The organism is Streptomyces sp. NPDC048420 (assembly GCF_040651535.1).
Taxonomy (GTDB): Bacteria; Actinomycetota; Actinomycetes; order Streptomycetales; family Streptomycetaceae; genus Streptomyces.
The window spans coordinates 86,494-102,472 of record NZ_JBEZKG010000014.1 but is presented as its reverse complement, the minus strand read 5'-3'; the positions used below and the strand labels follow the sequence as shown (position 1 = coordinate 102,472).

General features: G+C 70.4%; 16 protein-coding genes. 12 read left to right on the top strand and 4 right to left on the bottom strand.

Translation table 11 applies throughout. The features are described 5' to 3' along the window. Positions 1–24: 24 nt before the first annotated feature. From ectB to AB0D34_RS26935, 4 genes are all read right to left on the bottom strand, one after another. Positions 25–1,296, bottom strand: a complete 1,272-nt coding sequence (gene ectB / locus AB0D34_RS26950) for a diaminobutyrate--2-oxoglutarate transaminase (RefSeq protein ID WP_362665635.1) — start codon at positions 1,294–1,296, stop codon at positions 25–27. A 30-nt stretch (positions 1,297–1,326) separates the two neighbouring features. Beyond that, positions 1,327–1,854, bottom strand: a complete 528-nt coding sequence (gene ectA, locus AB0D34_RS26945) for a diaminobutyrate acetyltransferase (RefSeq protein ID WP_362665633.1) — start codon at positions 1,852–1,854, stop codon at positions 1,327–1,329. A gap of 306 nt (positions 1,855–2,160) precedes the next feature. Continuing rightward, entirely contained in the window at positions 2,161–2,688 is a 528-nt protein-coding gene (locus tag AB0D34_RS26940; RefSeq protein WP_362665631.1) for a DinB family protein, read from the bottom strand. Positions 2,689–2,822: 134 nt separating this feature from the next. Continuing rightward, the gene (locus AB0D34_RS26935) at positions 2,823–3,923 is read right to left on the bottom strand and encodes an aminotransferase class V-fold PLP-dependent enzyme (RefSeq protein WP_362665629.1); all 1,101 of its coding nucleotides are present in this window, start codon (positions 3,921–3,923) and stop codon (positions 2,823–2,825) included. A 97-nt stretch (positions 3,924–4,020) separates the two neighbouring features. Here AB0D34_RS26935 and AB0D34_RS26930 point away from each other — a divergent pair, with 97 nt between their 5' ends. The 12 genes from AB0D34_RS26930 to AB0D34_RS26875 all read left to right on the top strand — a co-directional run bounded on the left by AB0D34_RS26930 (position 4,021) and on the right by AB0D34_RS26875 (position 15,957). Beyond that, positions 4,021–4,884, top strand: a complete 864-nt coding sequence (locus AB0D34_RS26930; RefSeq protein ID WP_362665627.1) for an ABC transporter substrate-binding protein — start codon at positions 4,021–4,023, stop codon at positions 4,882–4,884. Further along, entirely contained in the window at positions 4,881–5,714 is an 834-nt protein-coding gene (locus AB0D34_RS26925; RefSeq protein WP_362665625.1) for an amino acid ABC transporter permease, read from the top strand. The genes AB0D34_RS26930 and AB0D34_RS26925 overlap by 4 nt, the downstream gene beginning before the upstream one ends. Beyond that, positions 5,711–6,487 (top strand): amino acid ABC transporter ATP-binding protein, encoded by a 777-nt coding sequence (locus tag AB0D34_RS26920; RefSeq protein WP_362665623.1) that lies wholly within the window; start codon positions 5,711–5,713, stop codon positions 6,485–6,487. The genes AB0D34_RS26925 and AB0D34_RS26920 overlap by 4 nt, the downstream gene beginning before the upstream one ends. A 130-nt stretch (positions 6,488–6,617) precedes the next feature. Continuing rightward, positions 6,618–7,325 carry a PIG-L deacetylase family protein gene (locus tag AB0D34_RS26915; RefSeq protein ID WP_362665621.1) on the top strand — a complete coding sequence of 236 codons (708 nt, stop codon included), beginning with the start codon at positions 6,618–6,620 and terminating at the stop codon, positions 7,323–7,325. Positions 7,326–7,349: 24 nt separating this feature from the next. Further along, positions 7,350–8,441, top strand: a complete 1,092-nt coding sequence (locus tag AB0D34_RS26910; RefSeq protein WP_362665619.1) for an amidohydrolase family protein — start codon at positions 7,350–7,352, stop codon at positions 8,439–8,441. An 87-nt stretch (positions 8,442–8,528) separates the two neighbouring features. Next, positions 8,529–8,678: an LAETG motif-containing sortase-dependent surface protein gene (locus tag AB0D34_RS26905; RefSeq protein WP_362665617.1), complete on the top strand. Its 150-nt coding sequence runs from the start codon at positions 8,529–8,531 to the stop codon at positions 8,676–8,678. Positions 8,679–8,688: 10 nt separating this feature from the next. Beyond that, positions 8,689–9,306: a hypothetical protein gene (locus AB0D34_RS26900; protein WP_362665615.1), complete on the top strand. Its 618-nt coding sequence runs from the start codon at positions 8,689–8,691 to the stop codon at positions 9,304–9,306. 190 nt (positions 9,307–9,496) lie between these two features. Further along, positions 9,497–10,351, top strand: coding sequence for an ABC transporter permease subunit (locus AB0D34_RS26895; RefSeq protein ID WP_362665884.1), 855 nt, complete (start codon positions 9,497–9,499; stop codon positions 10,349–10,351). Next, the gene (locus AB0D34_RS26890) at positions 10,348–11,235 is read left to right on the top strand and encodes a carbohydrate ABC transporter permease (protein ID WP_362665613.1); all 888 of its coding nucleotides are present in this window, start codon (positions 10,348–10,350) and stop codon (positions 11,233–11,235) included. The genes AB0D34_RS26895 and AB0D34_RS26890 overlap by 4 nt, the downstream gene beginning before the upstream one ends. A gap of 37 nt (positions 11,236–11,272) precedes the next feature. Next, positions 11,273–12,910, top strand: coding sequence for a sugar ABC transporter substrate-binding protein (locus tag AB0D34_RS26885; RefSeq protein ID WP_362665611.1), 1,638 nt, complete (start codon positions 11,273–11,275; stop codon positions 12,908–12,910). 43 nt (positions 12,911–12,953) lie between these two features. Beyond that, positions 12,954–14,015 (top strand): LacI family DNA-binding transcriptional regulator, encoded by a 1,062-nt coding sequence (locus AB0D34_RS26880; RefSeq protein WP_362665609.1) that lies wholly within the window; start codon positions 12,954–12,956, stop codon positions 14,013–14,015. 103 nt (positions 14,016–14,118) lie between these two features. Next, positions 14,119–15,957: a DUF2264 domain-containing protein gene (locus tag AB0D34_RS26875; RefSeq protein WP_362665607.1), complete on the top strand. Its 1,839-nt coding sequence runs from the start codon at positions 14,119–14,121 to the stop codon at positions 15,955–15,957. Positions 15,958–15,979 lie beyond the last annotated feature (22 nt).

Below are 15,979 nucleotides of genomic sequence, written 5' to 3'. Positions count from 1 at the left end.
TTGCGATGCCTCCTAGGTGGTGTTTCAGACGGTTTCGCGGACGGCACGGGCGAGGATGCTCAGCCCCTCGTCCAGTTCCTCGGGGGTGATCGTGAGGGCCGGAAGCAGCTTCACGACCTCGCTCTCGGGGCCCGACGTCTCGATGAGCAGCCCGAGTTCGAAGGCCCGGTGCGCCACCCGCCCGGCGCGCTCCTTGTCGTGGAACTCCAGACCCCACACCAGCCCGCGCCCGCGGTACTCCTTGATGTCGGCGAGGTTCTCCTCGGTGATGGAGATGAGCCCCTGCTCGACCTGCTCGCCGCGCTTGCGGGTCTGCTTCTCCATCGCGGACCCGTCCGCCCAGTACTGCTCCAGGGTGGCGGTGGCCGTGACGAAGGCGGGGTTGTTGCCGCGGAAGGTGCCGTTGTGCTCGCCCGGCTCCCAGATGTCCAGCTCGGGCTTGAACAGGCACAGGGACATGGGCAGTCCGTAGCCACTGATCGACTTCGACACGGTGACGATGTCCGGCGTGATGCCCGCCTCCTCGAAGGAGAAGAAGGCGCCGGTCCGTCCGCAGCCCATCTGGATGTCGTCGACGATGAGCAGCATGTCCTGCCGCTCGCACAGCGCGGCGAGCGCCTGCAGCCACTCGCGGCGGGCCACGTTGATGCCGCCCTCGCCCTGCACGGTCTCGACGATCACGGCGGCCGGCTTGTTGAGGCCCGAGCCCTGGTCCTCCAGGAGCCGCTCGAACCACAGGAAGTCCTCGACGGTGCCGTCGAAGTAGTTGTCGAAGGGCATCGGGGTGCCGTGGACGAGCGGGATGCCGGCGCCGGCCCGCTTGAAGGCGTTGCCGGTGACGGCCAGCGACCCCAGGGACATCCCGTGGAAGGCGTTGGTGAAGGACACGATGGCCTCGCGGCCCTTGACCTTCCGGGCCAGCTTGAGCGCCGACTCCACGGCGTTGGTGCCGGTCGGGCCCGGGAACATCACCTTGTACGGCAGATCGCGCGGGCGCAGGACCAGGTCCTGGAAGGTCTGCAGGAAGGCGCGCTTGGCGGTGGTGGACATGTCGAGCCCGTGCGTGACGCCGTCCCGCTCCAGGTAGTCGATCAACGCCCGTTTCAGCACCGGGTTGTTGTGGCCGTAGTTCAGTGAACCGGCGCCGGCGAAGAAGTCGAGGTACGCGTGGCCGTCCTCGTCGTACATGCGGCTGCCCTGCGCGCGGTCGAAGACGGTGGGCCAGCCGCGGCAGTAGCTGCGCACCTCGGACTCAAGGGTCTCGAAGACGCTGAGGTCGGGCTGGGTGATGGTCACGACGAATCGCTCCTCGGAGTGCGTGGGGGGTCAGGCGGAGGGGGTGGGGGAACCGGGGGAGAGGGGCCCGATGCGGTAGAGGACCTCGGGGTCGTGCGGTCCGTCGGGGAACAGGCCGGTGTCGAACAGCACCTCGCGCCGCACGGTGGCGCCACGGCGTTCGGCGAACGCGGTGAACAGCCGTTCGGAGGCGGTGTTGCCCGGTGAGACGGTGGTCTCGACGGTGGTCAGTTCGCGCTCGGCGGCGAGCCGCGCGGTCAGTCCGTCGAGCATGGCGGCAGCGAGACCGCGGCCGCGGTACGCCGAGTCCACGGCCACCTGCCAGACGAGCAGGGTGTCGGGGCGGTCCGGGCGGAGGTACCCGGTGAGGAACCCGACCGGGTCCCCGCTCTCGTTCCGTGCGACGGCCGAGGTGGCGGCGAAGTCACGGCACCACAGCAGATAGCTGTACGACGAGTTCAGGTCGAGAACCTCGGAGTCGCGCGCTATCCGCCACAGCGCGGCTCCGTCCGCGACCGTCGGCCGATCGATTTGCAGGTCTGCTTGTACGGCAGTCATGCGAATTGAATTTACCGAGGGAAATTCAAAATTGCATTGCCGGGTGGGGTTCCGTGCGGGGGCTCTGTGTGTTATCACGCGGGCGCGTACGACCGCGCGAGATCTGACCGTTCTGTCCGCCTTTGCCCCACAAATAAGGGGCAAACTGATCAAGATGTGTAACGCGTCACAGCCGTGTAACCTCCACGAGAACTACCCGAATTACGCCGGTTCGCCTTCGCGGAATCTTTGCGTTTAGGTCGAGGGAAAGCGGGCAGAAGAATACGGGAAGCTGTTCTCTGATAAACCCCGGAATTACCTTGGGAATTATGCTCCGGTAACCCCGTCGATCCGTTCCCGCAAGATGTCGGCGTGTCCGTTGTGGCGCGCGTACTCCTCGATCATGTGAATGAGCACCCAGCGCAGACTGACCTCGACGCCGGCCATCGGCGCGTCGCTGATCCGCCCGGTGTCGTCCAGCCGCAGCCCCACGCACACCTCGCGCCCGCGCTCGATCTCCCGCCGCCAGACGGCGAGCGCCTCGTCGAGCCCGCGCTCAGCGGAGAGGGTGTACCCGGTCGGCTCCTCGAAGACGGGCGGCGCATCGAGCCCGCCGACCACCCGCTGGAACCAGTTCCGCTCCACCTCGGCGAGATGCTGCACCAGCCCGAGCAGGGTGAGCGCGGAGGGCTCGGCGGAGGCAAGGCGTACCTGCGCGTCGTCCAGCTCCGCGCACTTCAACTCCAGCGTGGCCCGGTGAAAGTCGAGCCAGCTCTCCAGCATGGGGCGCTCTGCGCCGGTCAGTAAGGGCAGGGGGCGGCCGTCGGGCAGCGTGGCGGGGGCGTCTGTTGTCATGGACCGAGGGTGGCACCGCACACACGGCACCATCCAGCCCCACCCGGCATCTCTCAGCTCGTCCGGCGTTTGAGGACGAGGCCCTTCGGGCCGATGGGGGCCGAGGGCGCAGCCCCCGGAACCTCAGCCGACGACTACCGCCAGGCCTCGTCCGCGGCGCGCAGTGCGCCCTCCACGTCCACGGCCGAACCCTTCTCCGTCAGCGCCGCCCCCAACGCCGCCAGACTCGCCCGCACAGCCCCCCGAGTCGCGTCAACCCCGTAGTGGTTGACCCGGATCATCTCCTTCGCCAGTGCACCCCCACCCGCGGCCAGCGGCAGCGCGGGGTCGGCGGCCAGCGCCCGGGACACCAGTTCCGAGGCGAGAACCCCCGCCGGCGCCCGCAACGTCGTGGCGACCGGCGCGGCCTCGTGGTCCGCGTGGACGTACGGTTCAAGACCGCCCCCCAACGCCCGCGCCCCCGCCCGGGTCGCCGCCGCGGCAGCCCGGTGCCGCCCCGTCACCGCGTCCAACCCGTCCGCCTCGATCCGCTCGACGCACGCCTCCAGCGCCAGCATCTCCAACTGCGCGGGCGCGTGCAGCAACGCCCGCCGGCCGCCGTCGATCCACCGCTCCTTCCAGTCCAGGAGGGAAAGGTACGACCGCCTCGGCGCCGCCGGATTCGCCGCCATCCGCGCCCACGCCCGCTCACTCACCGACACCGCCGAGACGCCCGCGGGACCGCCCATCGCCTTCTGCGCCCCGATCACACACAGGTCCACACCCCACGCGTCCGGCAGCACCGGCTCGGCGCCCACGGAGGCCACCGCGTCCAGGTAGAACAGGGCCCCCTGCCGCCGTACGACCTCCCCGATCTCCGCGACCGGGTTCGTGTTGCCCGTCGCCGCCTCCGCGTGCACGAGTGACACGAAGTCGATCGACGGGTGCTCCTCGAACGCCTCGGCGATCTGGTCGGCCGTCACCGCCGTGTGGAACGGCACCGCCAGATCGATCACCGTCGCCCCGCAGTCCCGCAGCCAGTCGCCGAAGGTCTGCCCGTACGGCCCGGTGATGACGTTCAGCGCGGTCGTCCCCGGACCGGCCGTCCCCCGGATCGCCCCTTCCAGCGGCAGCAGCGCCTCGCCCTGCATGATCACGACGTCCTGCCGGGTGTCCAGCAGCCGGGCCACCCGGTCCTCGATCTCGGCGAAGCGGGCGGCGCTCAGCGGGGCCAGGTCCAGGAGCGGGTGTGTCACGGCGGTGCCTTTTTCTCGGATGGGGTAGAGGTGACGAGAGTAACCGGCGCCCCAACCCGACCGGCGACCACATCGTTTCCCCCCACCGGAGGTCCTCGTGCACACCGTCCCCGGCCGCAGAGCCCGTACCCCGGCCCGTCTCCTGGCCGCCGCCACCACCACGGCCGGGCTGCTGCTCCTGACCGCGTGCACCTCGACCGACGACGGCGGCAGCGGTTCGAAGACCGCCGCGGGCGGGGTCGAACTGGTCAAGGGCGGACAGCTCACCACCTGCACCCATCTGCCCTACCCGCCCTTCCAGTCGGAGATCGACGGCAAGGTGCAGGGCTTCGACGTCTCGCTGGTCGACCTGGTCGCCAAGGACCTCGGGGTGAAGCAGGAGATCCTCGACACCCCCTTCGAGAACTTCAAGACCGGCGCCTTCCTCAACTCCGGTGAGTGCGACCTGGCCGCGGCCGGCATGACCATCACCGAGGAGCGCAAGAAGAACGTCGACTTCTCGGACCCCTACTTCGAGGCCACCCAGGCACTCCTGGTCGACAAGGGCAGCGGGATCACCTCGCTCGCCGACGCGAAGGCGAAGAAGGCCAAGCTCGGCGCCCAGGCGCAGACCACCGGCGAGGACTACGTCAAGGCCCAGGGCTTCGACCCGGTCTCCTTCGAGTCCTCCGACGCCGTCCTCAACGGCCTGCGCGCCGGCCAGGTCAAGGCCGTCGTCATCGACTACCCGGTCGTCCAGGGCTGGCTGAAGACCAAGGCGAACGCCGACGCCTTCGAGGTCGCCGACAACATCAACACCGGTGAGCAGTACGGCTTCACGGTGAAGAAGGGCAACACCAAGCTGCTCGCCGCCGTCAACAAGGCGCTCGCGGACGCGAAGTCGGACGGCACGTACAAGAAGCTCTACGAGAAGTGGATCGGCCCGTACGACGAGTCGGCCGCCTCTCCCTCCGCCTCATGAACGCGGCCGACGCACAACTCCAGCCCCGTAAGAAGGGACTGACGCGGCGTCAGAAGCGCAGCCTGTCCCGCGGTGTCCAGTACGTCGTCTTCGTCGCCGCCGTGATCGCCTTCGCGGTCTCGGCGGACTGGGGGCGGCTGAAGAACCAGTTCGCGCAGGCGGACATCGCCGACCGGATGTTCCCGGACGTCATCACGCTGGCGCTGAAGAACACCGTGCTCTACACGCTGTCCGGCTTCGTCGTCGGACTCGTCCTCGGCATGGTCATCGCCCTGATGCGGTTGTCCTCCGTCGGCCCGTACCGCTGGTTCGCCGGTGTCTACATCGAGATCTTCCGCGGTCTGCCCGCCCTGCTGATCTTCATCTTCATCGGCGTGGCCGTCCCGTTGGCCTTCCCGGGCACGGAGATCATCGGCGGCACGTACGGCAAGGTCGCCCTCGCGCTCGGCCTGGTGGCGGCGGCGTACATGGCGGAGACGATCCGCGCGGGCATCCAGGCGGTGCCCAAGGGTCAGATGGAGGCGGCCCGTTCACTGGGCTTCTCACCGGCCCGCGCGATGGTCTCGATCATCGTCCCGCAGGCGTTCCGGATCATCCTCCCGCCGCTCACCAACGAGTTGGTCCTCCTGTTCAAGGACTCCTCGCTGGTGCTGTTCCTCGGCGTCACCCTGGAGGAGCGCGAACTGTCCAAGTACGGCCGCGACCTGGCCAGTACGACCGCCAACTCCACGCCGATCCTCGTCGCGGGCCTGTGCTATCTGCTGGTGACGATCCCGCTCGGGTTCGTGGTCCGTCGTATGGAGGCCAAGGCCCAGGAGGCCGTGAAGTGAGTACCAGGGCAGAAATCGAAGTACGCGGCCTGCACAAGGCGTTCGGCGACAACGAGGTGCTCAGGGGCATCGACCTGGAGATCGGCCAGGGCGAGGTCGTCTGTGTGATCGGGCCCTCCGGCTCGGGCAAGTCCACGCTGCTGCGCTGCGTGAACCTGCTCGAAGAGCCCACCAAGGGCCAGGTGTTCGTCGGCGGCACCGAACTCACCGATCCCGATGTCGACATCGACGCTGTACGCCGCCGTATCGGCATGGTCTTCCAGCAGTTCAACCTCTTCCCGCACCTCACGGTGACCGAGAACCTCACGCTGCCGCAGCGCAGGGTCCTCAGGCGGGACAAGGCGCGGGCCGCGAAGGTCGCCGCCGAGAACCTGGAGCGCGTCGGCCTCGCCGAGAAGGCCGACGCCTACCCGGCCTCCCTCTCCGGCGGCCAGCAGCAGCGGGTCGCCATCGCGCGCTCGCTCTCCATGGGCCCCGAGGTGATGCTCTTCGACGAGCCGACCTCGGCGCTCGACCCGGAGCTGGTGGGAGACGTGCTCGCGGTCATGCGGATGCTCGCCCGGGAGGGCATGACGATGATGGTCGTCACCCACGAGATGACGTTCGCGCGCGAGGTGGCCGACCGGGTCGTCTTCATGGACGGCGGAGTGATCGTCGAGGACGGCGTCCCGGCCCAGGTGATCGGCAACCCCGGTCATGAACGCACCCGGCACTTCCTCTCCCGGCTCCTGGACCCGGCGATGGCCGACGTGGAGGAAGACGGCGCCAACTGAAAAAATGGGGGCATACGTTCCTCTGCCGTACGCAGCCAGACAACCGCCAGAATCCGGGCATGACGACTCTCGACAAACGGGCGCAGGCGCCCTCGCTCCGCTGCCGGAGGACTGGGAGCGCTGTCTGGCCGTGGCGGCGCACCCGGACGACATCGAGTACGGCACGGCCTCCGCGGTGGCCCGCTGGACGGCCCAGGGCAAGCGGGTCAGCTACCTGCTGGTCACCCGTGGCGAGGCCGGCATCGACGCGCTGCACCCGGACGAGGCTGCCCCGCTGCGGGAGGCCGAGGAGCGGGCCGGGGCGCGTGAAGTGGGCGTGGACACGGTCGAGTTCCTCGACCACCGGGACGGGACGATCGAGGGCGGCCCGGCCCTGCGCCGCGACATCGTGCGGGCGATCCGACGGCACCGGCCTGAGGTCGTGGTGACGGGGGCGTACACCGTCCGGATGGTCGCGGGTGTGGTCAACCAGGCCGACCACCGCGTGGTGGGCCTCGCCACCCTCGACGCGGCCCGCGACGCGGGCAACCGGTGGATCTTCCCCGAGCTGGCCGACGAGGGCCTCGAACCCTGGGGCGGGGTCCGTTTCGTGGCCGTCGCGGGCACCGACCGCCCCACCCACGGCGTGGACGTCACCGGCGAACCGCTGGAGCGGGGCATCGCCTCGCTGGCCGCGCACACCGAGTACACCAAGGGCCTGGGCGCCGGGGCCTTCGAACCGCGCCCCTTCCTGACCTGGGCGGCCCGGCAGGGCGGATCCGCCCTCGGCGTGGCGGCGGCGGTCCTCTTCGACGTCCACCAGCTCGCCTTCGAGGGACCACCGCCCTGGGAACAGTGAGGCCGGCTGGCTAGGGTGCGGTGCATGAGCGATCACGCGGTGCTGCACGTGAAGGGCCGGATCCTGGTCGGCCCCGAGGACGTCCGGGACGAGTTGTGGGTGGTCGACGGGCGGATCTCCTACGACCGTCCCGCCGCCGCCCGTGACGTCCGTACGGTGTCGGGCTGGGCGCTGCCCGGTCTGGTGGACGCGCACTGCCATGTGGGCCTGGGCGCCCACGGCCCGGTCGACCAGGACGTGGCCGAGAAGCAGGCCCTGGCCGACCGGGAGGCGGGCACCCTCCTCATCCGCGACGCGGGCTCCCCCTCGGACACCCGCTGGGTCGACGACCGCGAGGACCTCCCGAAGATCATCCGCGCGGGCAGGCACATCGCCCGCACCCGCCGGTACATCAGGAACTACGCCTGGGAGATCGAGCCCGAGGACCTCGTCGCGTACGTCGCCCAGGAGGCCCGCCGGGGCGACGGCTGGGTCAAGCTGGTCGGCGACTGGATCGACCGCGAGGTGGGCGACCTGGCCCCCAGCTGGCCCCGGGACGCGGTCGAGGCGGCGATCACGGAAGCCCACCGCCTGGGCGCCCGCGTCACCGCGCACTGCTTCGCCGAGAACTCCCTGAAGGACCTGGTCGAGGCGGGCATCGACTGCGTCGAACACGCGACGGGCCTCACGGACGACCTGTTCCCGCTGTTCGCCTCCCGGGGCGTCGCGATCGTCCCGACCCTCGTCAACATCGCGACCTTCCCGAAGCTCGCGGACGGCGGCGAGTCCAGGTTCCCCCGCTGGTCGGCCCATATGCGCCGGCTCCACGAGCGCCGCTACGACACCGTCCGGGGCGCCTACGACGCCGGCATCCCGGTCTACGTCGGCACGGACGCGGGCGGCACACTGCCGCACGGGCTGGTGGCGGCCGAGGTCGCCGAACTGGTGACCGCCGGAATCCCCCCGCTGGAGGCGTTGTCGGCGACGACGTGGGGCGCCCGGGAGTGGCTGGGACGGCCGGGTCTTGACGAGGGCGCGGCGGCCGACCTGGTGGTGTACGAACGGGACCCGCGCGCGGACGTACGCGTGCTGGCGGCCCCGCTCCAGGTCGTGCTGAACGGCCGGGTGGTGCAGTAGGCGCCGTGTGAAGGTGGGCTCGAAGGCGTGCGCGGATGCGCCCCGATGGTGTGAACTCCCTGGCCTGGCCGACACGGGGGCAGCTCCATGACGCCGTACCTCGTGGGCGGCGCGCTGGTCCTGCTCGTGGCCGGCGGGGGAGCGGTGGCACCGGCCCGGCGCCCGACTCACCCGGATGGCGTAGTGGCCGTGTCTCTGCAACCGTGGGATACGAGGGGTGGCCCTGCCGGGGGGTGAGGAGGTCCCCATGCGCACAGCACCGCTCACCGGTGTCGTGGCCGTGGCGCTCACGGTCGCCGCTTTCCTCCTGCTCGGCGACACTCCCGGGACCGGCGCCACCGGTCGCGAGGTGGGGTCGTACTACGACGACCACCAGGCGCAGGTCGCCGTGGGGCTGTATCTCCTGGTCATCGCCTCGGTGCTCTTCGTCTTCTTCGCCGCGTACCTGGCCCGGGCGGTCCGGGACGTCCCGCTCGGAGGCTGGCTGCACCGCGTGGTCCTCGCGGGCGGCGTCCTGCTCGCCGCGGGATTCCTGGTGGGCTCGACCCTCACCCTGGCCCTGCTGGACCTCTCGGACAAGTCCGCGGTGGCCCCCGGGGCGCTCCAGGCGCTCAACGCCGTCAACGAAGACTTCTTCATCCCCTTCGTCGGCGGCATGGGCCTGATGCTGCTGGCCACCGGCCTGGCCGCGGTCCGCGGCACCGGCTCCCCCCTGCCCCGCTGGCTGAGCTGGGCCGCCCTGGTCCTCGGCGTCCTGGTCTTCATCCCCTGGGTCGGCTTCTTCGCCTTCATGCTGGCAGGCGTGTGGGTGATCGTCGCGAGCGTCCTGCTGGCCCGCCACCCCCTTAAGGCCAAAGAGCTCTGAGAGCGCTTTCACTCGCGTCCCCGCTTCAGTGCGGCGCTGTGAAGTGCGTCAACTCACCAGCTTTGTCAGAACTGTTGACCCGTGCATGAAAGCGTTTTAACTTCCTCTTCGCTCCGACCCATCAGGAAGAGGGAGAGTCTTGGCAGTCGTTCGACGAAAACGCTTCCAGAACCGGGCTCTTGTCCTGCTGATGCTGCCCGGCCTCGCCTACTTCCTGCTCTTCCACTACGGCGCGCTGGTCGGCAACGTCATCGCGTTCAAGGAGTACGTCCCCTTCGACGGCCTCTGGGGCAGCCCCTGGACCGGACTCGCCAACTTCCAGCGGATGTTCGAGGACACCGCGTTCTGGGACTCGGTGCTGAACACGGTGTGGATCGCCGTCCTCCAGCTCGTCTTCTACTTCCCCGTCCCGCTCGGCCTCGCCCTGCTGCTGCACAGCCTCACCCGGAGCACCGTCCGCCGGTTCGTGCAGTCGGTCGCCTATCTCCCGCACTTCATCTCGTGGGTGATCGTCGTCGCGCTCTTCCAGCAGGTCCTCGGCGACACCGGGCTGCTCAACTCCGGCCTGGACGGCATGGGTCTGCACACCGTCGACATCATCGGCAACCCCGACGCCTTCAAGCCGCTCGTCGTAGCCCAGGTCATCTGGAAGGACGCCGGGTGGGGCACGATCATCTTCCTCGCCGCCCTCGCGCAGGTCGACGAGCAGCAGTACGAGGCCGCCGCGATCGACGGAGCGGGCCCCTGGCGGCGCTTCTGGCACGTCACCCTGCCCGCCATCCGCCCGGTGATCGTGCTGCTGCTGATCATGCGACTCGGTGACATCCTCTCCGTCGGCTTCGAGCAGATGCTCCTCCAGCGCGACGCGGTCGGCCCGGAGGCCTCCGAGATCATCGACACCTTCGTCTACTACCAGGGCATCGTCGGCGGCGACTACGGATTCGCCGCCGCGGCAGGCCTGTTCAAGGGCGTCGTCGGCGCCCTCCTCGTCTACGCAGCCAACAAGGTCGCCCACCGCCTCGGCGAACAGGGGGTCTACAAGTGAGCAGCCCCACACGGCCCGGCTGGATGGAGAAGCCGAAGCCCGTCACCCAGGCGGGCAAGGCGGTGGCCCTCGCCGCCGTCGTCCTCCTGGTCTGCGTCCCCTTCCTCGTCATCGTCTCGACCTCCCTCGCCTCCACCCAGGAGGTCGTCGACAACGGCGGCTGGGTGCTGTGGCCGACCGAGCCGAGCCTGAAGGCGTACCGCGACATCCTCGACGGCGGCATCGTCACCCACGCCCTCGGTGTCAGCGTCGGTGTCACCGTCGTGGGAACCGCACTGAGCCTCCTGTGCACGGTCACCCTCGCCTACGCCCTCTCCCGCCCGGGAGTCTTCGGCGGCCGCCCCGTCCTCCTCCTCATCCTGTTCACCTTCCTCTTCCCGCCCGGCATGATCCCGAGCTTCCTGCTGGTCAAGGAGCTGGGCCTGCTGGACAGTTACGGCTCGCTGGTGCTGCCGGTCCTGGTGAACGTCTTCAACCTGGTCGTCCTGCGCGGCTTCTTCCAGGGCATCCCCGAGGAGCTGTACGAGGCCGCGCGGCTCGACGGGGCGGGGGACTGGCGGGTGCTCGTCTCCGTCGTACTGCCGCTGTCCAAGGCCGCGTTGGCCGTCGTGGGACTGTTCTACGCGGTGGCCTACTGGAACTCCTGGTTCTACGCCTCCCTCTACCTGGAGAGCGACCACTGGCCCCTCCAACAGGTGCTGCGCACCTACGTGGTGGCCGGTTCCGGGCTCACCGACGCCACCACCGGCGAGGGCACCGTCACCGCTCCGCAGACCGTGCAGATGGCGGTCCTGGTGATCGCCACCGTGCCGATCCTGCTGATCTATCCCTTCCTGCAGAAGTACTTCACCAAGGGCGTGCTCACCGGCGCCATCAAGAGCTGACCCCAGCCGACGCAAGCCGACACGAGGTGATTCACCCATGCCCAGCCTGTCCCGACGCACCCTGCTGCTGTCCGCGGCGGCGGTCTCCGTCCCCGGTGCGCTGACCGCCTGCTCCACCGGCTCCGGCGACAGCGACGTCTCCAACGCGGGGAAGAAGCTGGCCCCTTGGCCCGCGTACAAGGCCGCGAGCGGTCCCAAGCCGGACCTCGCGCCCACCGAGGCGGGCGTCCAGGCCGGATACACCGCCTACCCCGCCGACCTCGTCCGGTCCGTCGCCCGCACGCCCGGGGACGGCTCGACCGTCAAGGTGATGTCGGTGTCCTTCGGCACCCCGCCCAAGCCGGCCTCCGCCAACCGCTTCTGGGCGGCCGTCGAGAAGGCGCTGGGCGTGAAGATCGAGTACACGATCGTCTCCCAGGCCGACTACCAGAAGAAGATGGCCACGGTCATGGCGGGCGACGCCGACAGCCTGCCCGACATCATCAACCTGTTCTCCGGCTTCGTCCTGCCCCGCGAGGCGGAGTTCGTGCAGCGGCGGGCCGAGGACCTCACGCCGTACCTCTCCGGCGACGCGATCGCCGACTACCCCAACCTCGCGAACATCCCCACCCACGCCTGGAAGGACATGGGCCGCATCGGCGGCCGCCTCTACGGCCTCCCGCTGGAACGCCCGCTGCCCGGCTCCACGCTCTGGCTCAACCAGGGCATGTTCACCGACGCCGGCATGAAGGAGGGCTGGACCTCCGAGGACTTCGCCGCCGTGGCCAAGCGGGCGACCAGCGGTCGTACCTACGCACTCGGCGCTGCCCAGGGCTCCCTGTTCGGCAACGCCGTGCACTCCGCCGCCCACAACGCGCCCCAGAACTGGGCCGTCACCAAGGACGGCACCTTCCAGCCGGGCTGCGCCGACGAACGCTACAAGGCCGCCATCGCCTACCAGGCCCAACTCCGCAAGAACGGCTCCTACTACCCCGACGCCACCTCGGTCTCCCAGATCGACCTGACCACCCTCTACTACAACGGCACCGTCGGCTCCATGCAGGACGGCTTCGGCGCCTACCTGCCCAAGTACCGTGAGTCACAGGGCAAGTTGACCCCGGCCGCCGCACTGCCGTACAGCGTGGGCGGCGAGCCCGGCGGGATCGTCGCCGCCCGCCGCTCCTTCGGCTACACCGTCCTGAAGAAGGCGAAGAAGGAGCGCGTCGAACTGCTCCTGCGCATCCTCGACTACCTCGCGGCCCCCTTCGGCAGCCAGGAGTGGGAGCTCGTCCACTACGGCGTCGAGGGCACCCACTTCACCCGCGGCAAGGACGGCTCGCCCGAGCCCACCGAGCTGGGCGAGGTCGAGAACAACACCAACCTGCCGCTGAAGTACCTCGCCGAAGGCCCCCAGGTGCTGTTCGTGCCGGGCATGCCCGACGCCGTACGGGCCCTGCACACCTGGCAGCGGAAAGTGGTGCCGTACGCCATCCGCGACGCCTCCTTCGGACTGCAGTCCCGGACCAGGAACGCCCAGGGCACCACCCTCAAGGCGCTCCTCGACGACACGGTCACCGGGATCGTCGCCGGGCGGCTGCCGCTGTCGGAGTGGGACGGGGTGGTGAAGAAGTGGCGGGACCAGGGCGGCGACAGAATGGCCGGGGAGTTCGCGAAGGACTACGCGGCCAACACGTGAGGCGCCGCCGGTGCAACAGAAGGCGCGGGGGATGGAGAACGGGATGACGGGCAAGGGGCGGGTCACGATCCGCGAGGTCGCCGAGCGGGCCGGAGTGTCCATGGCGACGGCCTCGCGGGCCCTCAGCGGCAACCATCCGGTGCCGACCGCGACCCGGGCCCGTGTCCTGCGGGCCGCCCGCGAACTCGACTACGTCGCCAACGCGCACGCCCGGGCGTTGGTCGGCGGCGGCCGGAAGATGGCCGCCGTCGTCGTCCGGCAGGTCACCAGCCCCTTCTACGCCCAGGTCGCCGAGGGGGTGGAGGCCGAGGCCGCCGACCGCGGATGGCTGTGCGTCGTCGGGGCGACCGGCGGGGACCCGCAGCGGGAGATGGAGTTCGTGCAGCTGATGCGGGAGGAGGGGGCGCGGCTGGTGATCCTGGTCGGGGGTGTCGTCGAGGACGAGGCGTACCGCTCCCGCGTGGCCCACTACGCGCAGGCCCTCGACGCCACCGGGGCGCGGCTCGTGCTGTGCGGCCGTCCCGCTCCCGATCCCGAGATCCCGGCGCTGGTCGTCGAGTTCGACAACGAGGCGGGGGCCCGGGCGATCACCGGGTATCTGCTGTCGGCGGGGCATCGACGGATCGTGTTTCTCGGTGCGCTGCCCGGCAACACCGCGCTGGACGCCCGGGTGGCCGGGTACCGGGCGGCGCTTGCCGAACACGGGGTGCCTGCGGAGGCGGCGCGGGTTGTCGACTGTGGGTTGGGGCGGGCGGCGGGATTGCGGGCGATGGGTGAACTCCTCAAGGAGACAAGGGAGTTCACAGCTGTGGTGGCCGGGGACGACATGGTCGCGGCGGGGGCGTTGCGTGCGATCGCCGACGCCGGGTTGCGGGTTCCTGAGGACATCTCCGTCGTCGGGTACAACGACATTCCGCTCGCTGAGGACTTCAACCCGCCGTTGACGACGGTACGGACTCCTGCGGAGGAGCTGGGCCGTGCTGCGGTGCGGATCGCTCTGCGTGATCCGGACGGTGCGGCGGGATCCCGTCATCTTCTCGGTACGCACATCGTTGTGCGCCAAAGCGTCGCTGCACCAGGAAGGTTGTCGGGCGGCTGCGGGTGATTCGTGGCTGGTCGCGCCCCGCGGCGGAGCCGCATATCGATACAGCCCCGCGCCCCTGAAGGGCGACACTCTCACCCTCGATCAACGGAGGACCGGAAACCGTATGACCGCGCCGCACGTCTCGTTCGTCCCCCCGGCCGACCCGCTCCTCTCCCCCCTCACCGGCTGGACCCGCGCCCACTGGGAAGCTCTCGCCGACCGGCTGCTCGACGGGATCCTGCCCTACGCCACCCCCGGGTTCGCGCAGTACCGGCTGCCCGGGCCGCCCAGTCACTCCGGGGCCTGGTCGGACGGGCTGGAGGGGTTCGCGCGGTCGTTTCTGCTCGCCGCCTTCCGGATCGCGGGATCCGAGGGCCGTGTCGGCCCCGAGCTCATCGAGCGGTACGCCGCCGGGCTCGCCGCCGGGACCGATCCGCACCACCCCGAGCACTGGCCGCCCATCGCCGACCGCGCCCAGCCGATGGTGGAGGCGGCCTCCGTCGCCCTCGCGCTGCACGAGTCCCGGCCCTGGCTGTGGGACCGGCTCGACGACGGAGTGCGTGGCCGAGTGGTCGAGTGGCTCGGCCACTTCGTCGGGGCGATCGCCAACGACTCCAACTGGCGGCTGTTCCAGGTGATCACGGAGGAGTTCCTCGCCTCCGTCGGCGCCCCGCACAGCCGGGAGGAGATCGACTCCGGACTCGCCCGGCTGGACGACTGGTACCGGGGCGGCGGCTGGTACACCGACGGGGACGGGAAGAAGTTCGACTACTACAACGGCTGGGCGCTGCACCTGTACCCGGTGCTGTGGTCCCGGATCGCCGGACCGCGCGCCGACCCGGACACCGTGGCCCGCCACCGCGCCCGGCTGCGTGAGTTCCTCGGCGTCCACCAGCACTTCTTCGGCTCCGACGGCGCCCCCGTCCACCACGGCCGCTCCCTCACCTACCGTTTCGCGGCCACCGCCCCGCTGTGGGCCGGCGCCCTCGCCGACGCCACCCCCCTCCCGCCCGGCCGGACCCGCCGCCTCGCCTCCGGCGCCCTGAAGCACTTCACCGAGCGGGGCGTCCCCGACGAACACGGTCTGCTCACCCTCGGCTGGTACCGGCCGTTCCCGGGAGTGCTCCAGCGCTACTCGGGCCCCGCCTCCCCGTACTGGGCCAGCAAGGCCTTCCTCGGACTGCTGCTGCCGACGGACCACCCCGTGTGGACGGCCCCCGAGGAACCCGCCCCCGTCGACACCACCGACTCACTCCTCGCCCTGCCCGCCCCCGGCTGGCTGATCCACTCGACCACGTCCGACGGCATCGTCCGCCTCGTCAACCACGGCACCGACCGCCTCCCGCCCCCGCCCGCGACGGACACCGACAGCCCGCACTACTCCAAGCTCGCCTACTCCACCGCCACCGCCCCCGAAACCCCCCTCGGCCCCGACAACCACCTGGCCCTGCTCGCGCCCGACGGCACCCCGTCCCCACGCGGCCGTATCCATCCACTGGGCTGCGAGGGCCGTACGGCGGCCTCCTGGCACGAGGCGTACGGGCACCGTGTCGAAACGGTGAGTGTGGTCCACGGACCGTGGGAGATCCGCGTGCACCGCATCGACCCGGCCGCCGACTCCCCTGTGCGGGAGGGTGGTTGGGCCCTCGCCGACGACACCGCGCCGCCCGTCGCCGAGTCCGGGCCCGGCTGGGCACTGACCCGCCGCGCCGACGGGCTGACCAGCGCCGTCGTAGGGCTGTACGGGTGGGGCGAGGGCGCCGGGACGGTCGTAGCGGCCGAAGACACGAACGCGTACGGGCGGTACTCGGCGACCCCAGTCCTCGAAGGCACCGGACCGCTCCTGGTCACCCTCGTGATGCTCGGCACCGGGCCGCACACCGGGGCGAGCGCGCGGGTCGATGCCGAGGGGGGCGTGGAGGTGCGGTTCCCGGACGGGGTGCGGGAGCGGGTGGGGGCGTAGGCCCGGGGAGGGGGCACTTCCC

Bases quoted from the DNA above. Each gene is read 5' to 3' on its own strand.
- ectA (WP_362665633.1), bottom strand. From the start codon at position 1,854: ATGACTGCCGTACAAGCAGACCTGCAAATCGATCGGCCGACGGTCGCG.
- AB0D34_RS26940 (WP_362665631.1), bottom strand. From the start codon at position 2,688: ATGACAACAGACGCCCCCGCCACGCTGCCCGACGGCCGCCCCCTGCCC.
- AB0D34_RS26925 (WP_362665625.1), top strand. From the start codon at position 4,881: ATGAACGCGGCCGACGCACAACTCCAGCCCCGTAAGAAGGGACTGACG.
- AB0D34_RS26910 (WP_362665619.1), top strand. From the start codon at position 7,350: ATGAGCGATCACGCGGTGCTGCACGTGAAGGGCCGGATCCTGGTCGGC.
- AB0D34_RS26905 (WP_362665617.1), top strand. From the start codon at position 8,529: ATGACGCCGTACCTCGTGGGCGGCGCGCTGGTCCTGCTCGTGGCCGGC.
- AB0D34_RS26900 (WP_362665615.1), top strand. From the start codon at position 8,689: ATGCGCACAGCACCGCTCACCGGTGTCGTGGCCGTGGCGCTCACGGTC.
- AB0D34_RS26895 (WP_362665884.1), top strand. From the start codon at position 9,497: ATGCTGCCCGGCCTCGCCTACTTCCTGCTCTTCCACTACGGCGCGCTG.
- AB0D34_RS26885 (WP_362665611.1), top strand. From the start codon at position 11,273: ATGCCCAGCCTGTCCCGACGCACCCTGCTGCTGTCCGCGGCGGCGGTC.
- AB0D34_RS26880 (WP_362665609.1), top strand. From the start codon at position 12,954: ATGACGGGCAAGGGGCGGGTCACGATCCGCGAGGTCGCCGAGCGGGCC.
- AB0D34_RS26875 (WP_362665607.1), top strand. From the start codon at position 14,119: ATGACCGCGCCGCACGTCTCGTTCGTCCCCCCGGCCGACCCGCTCCTC.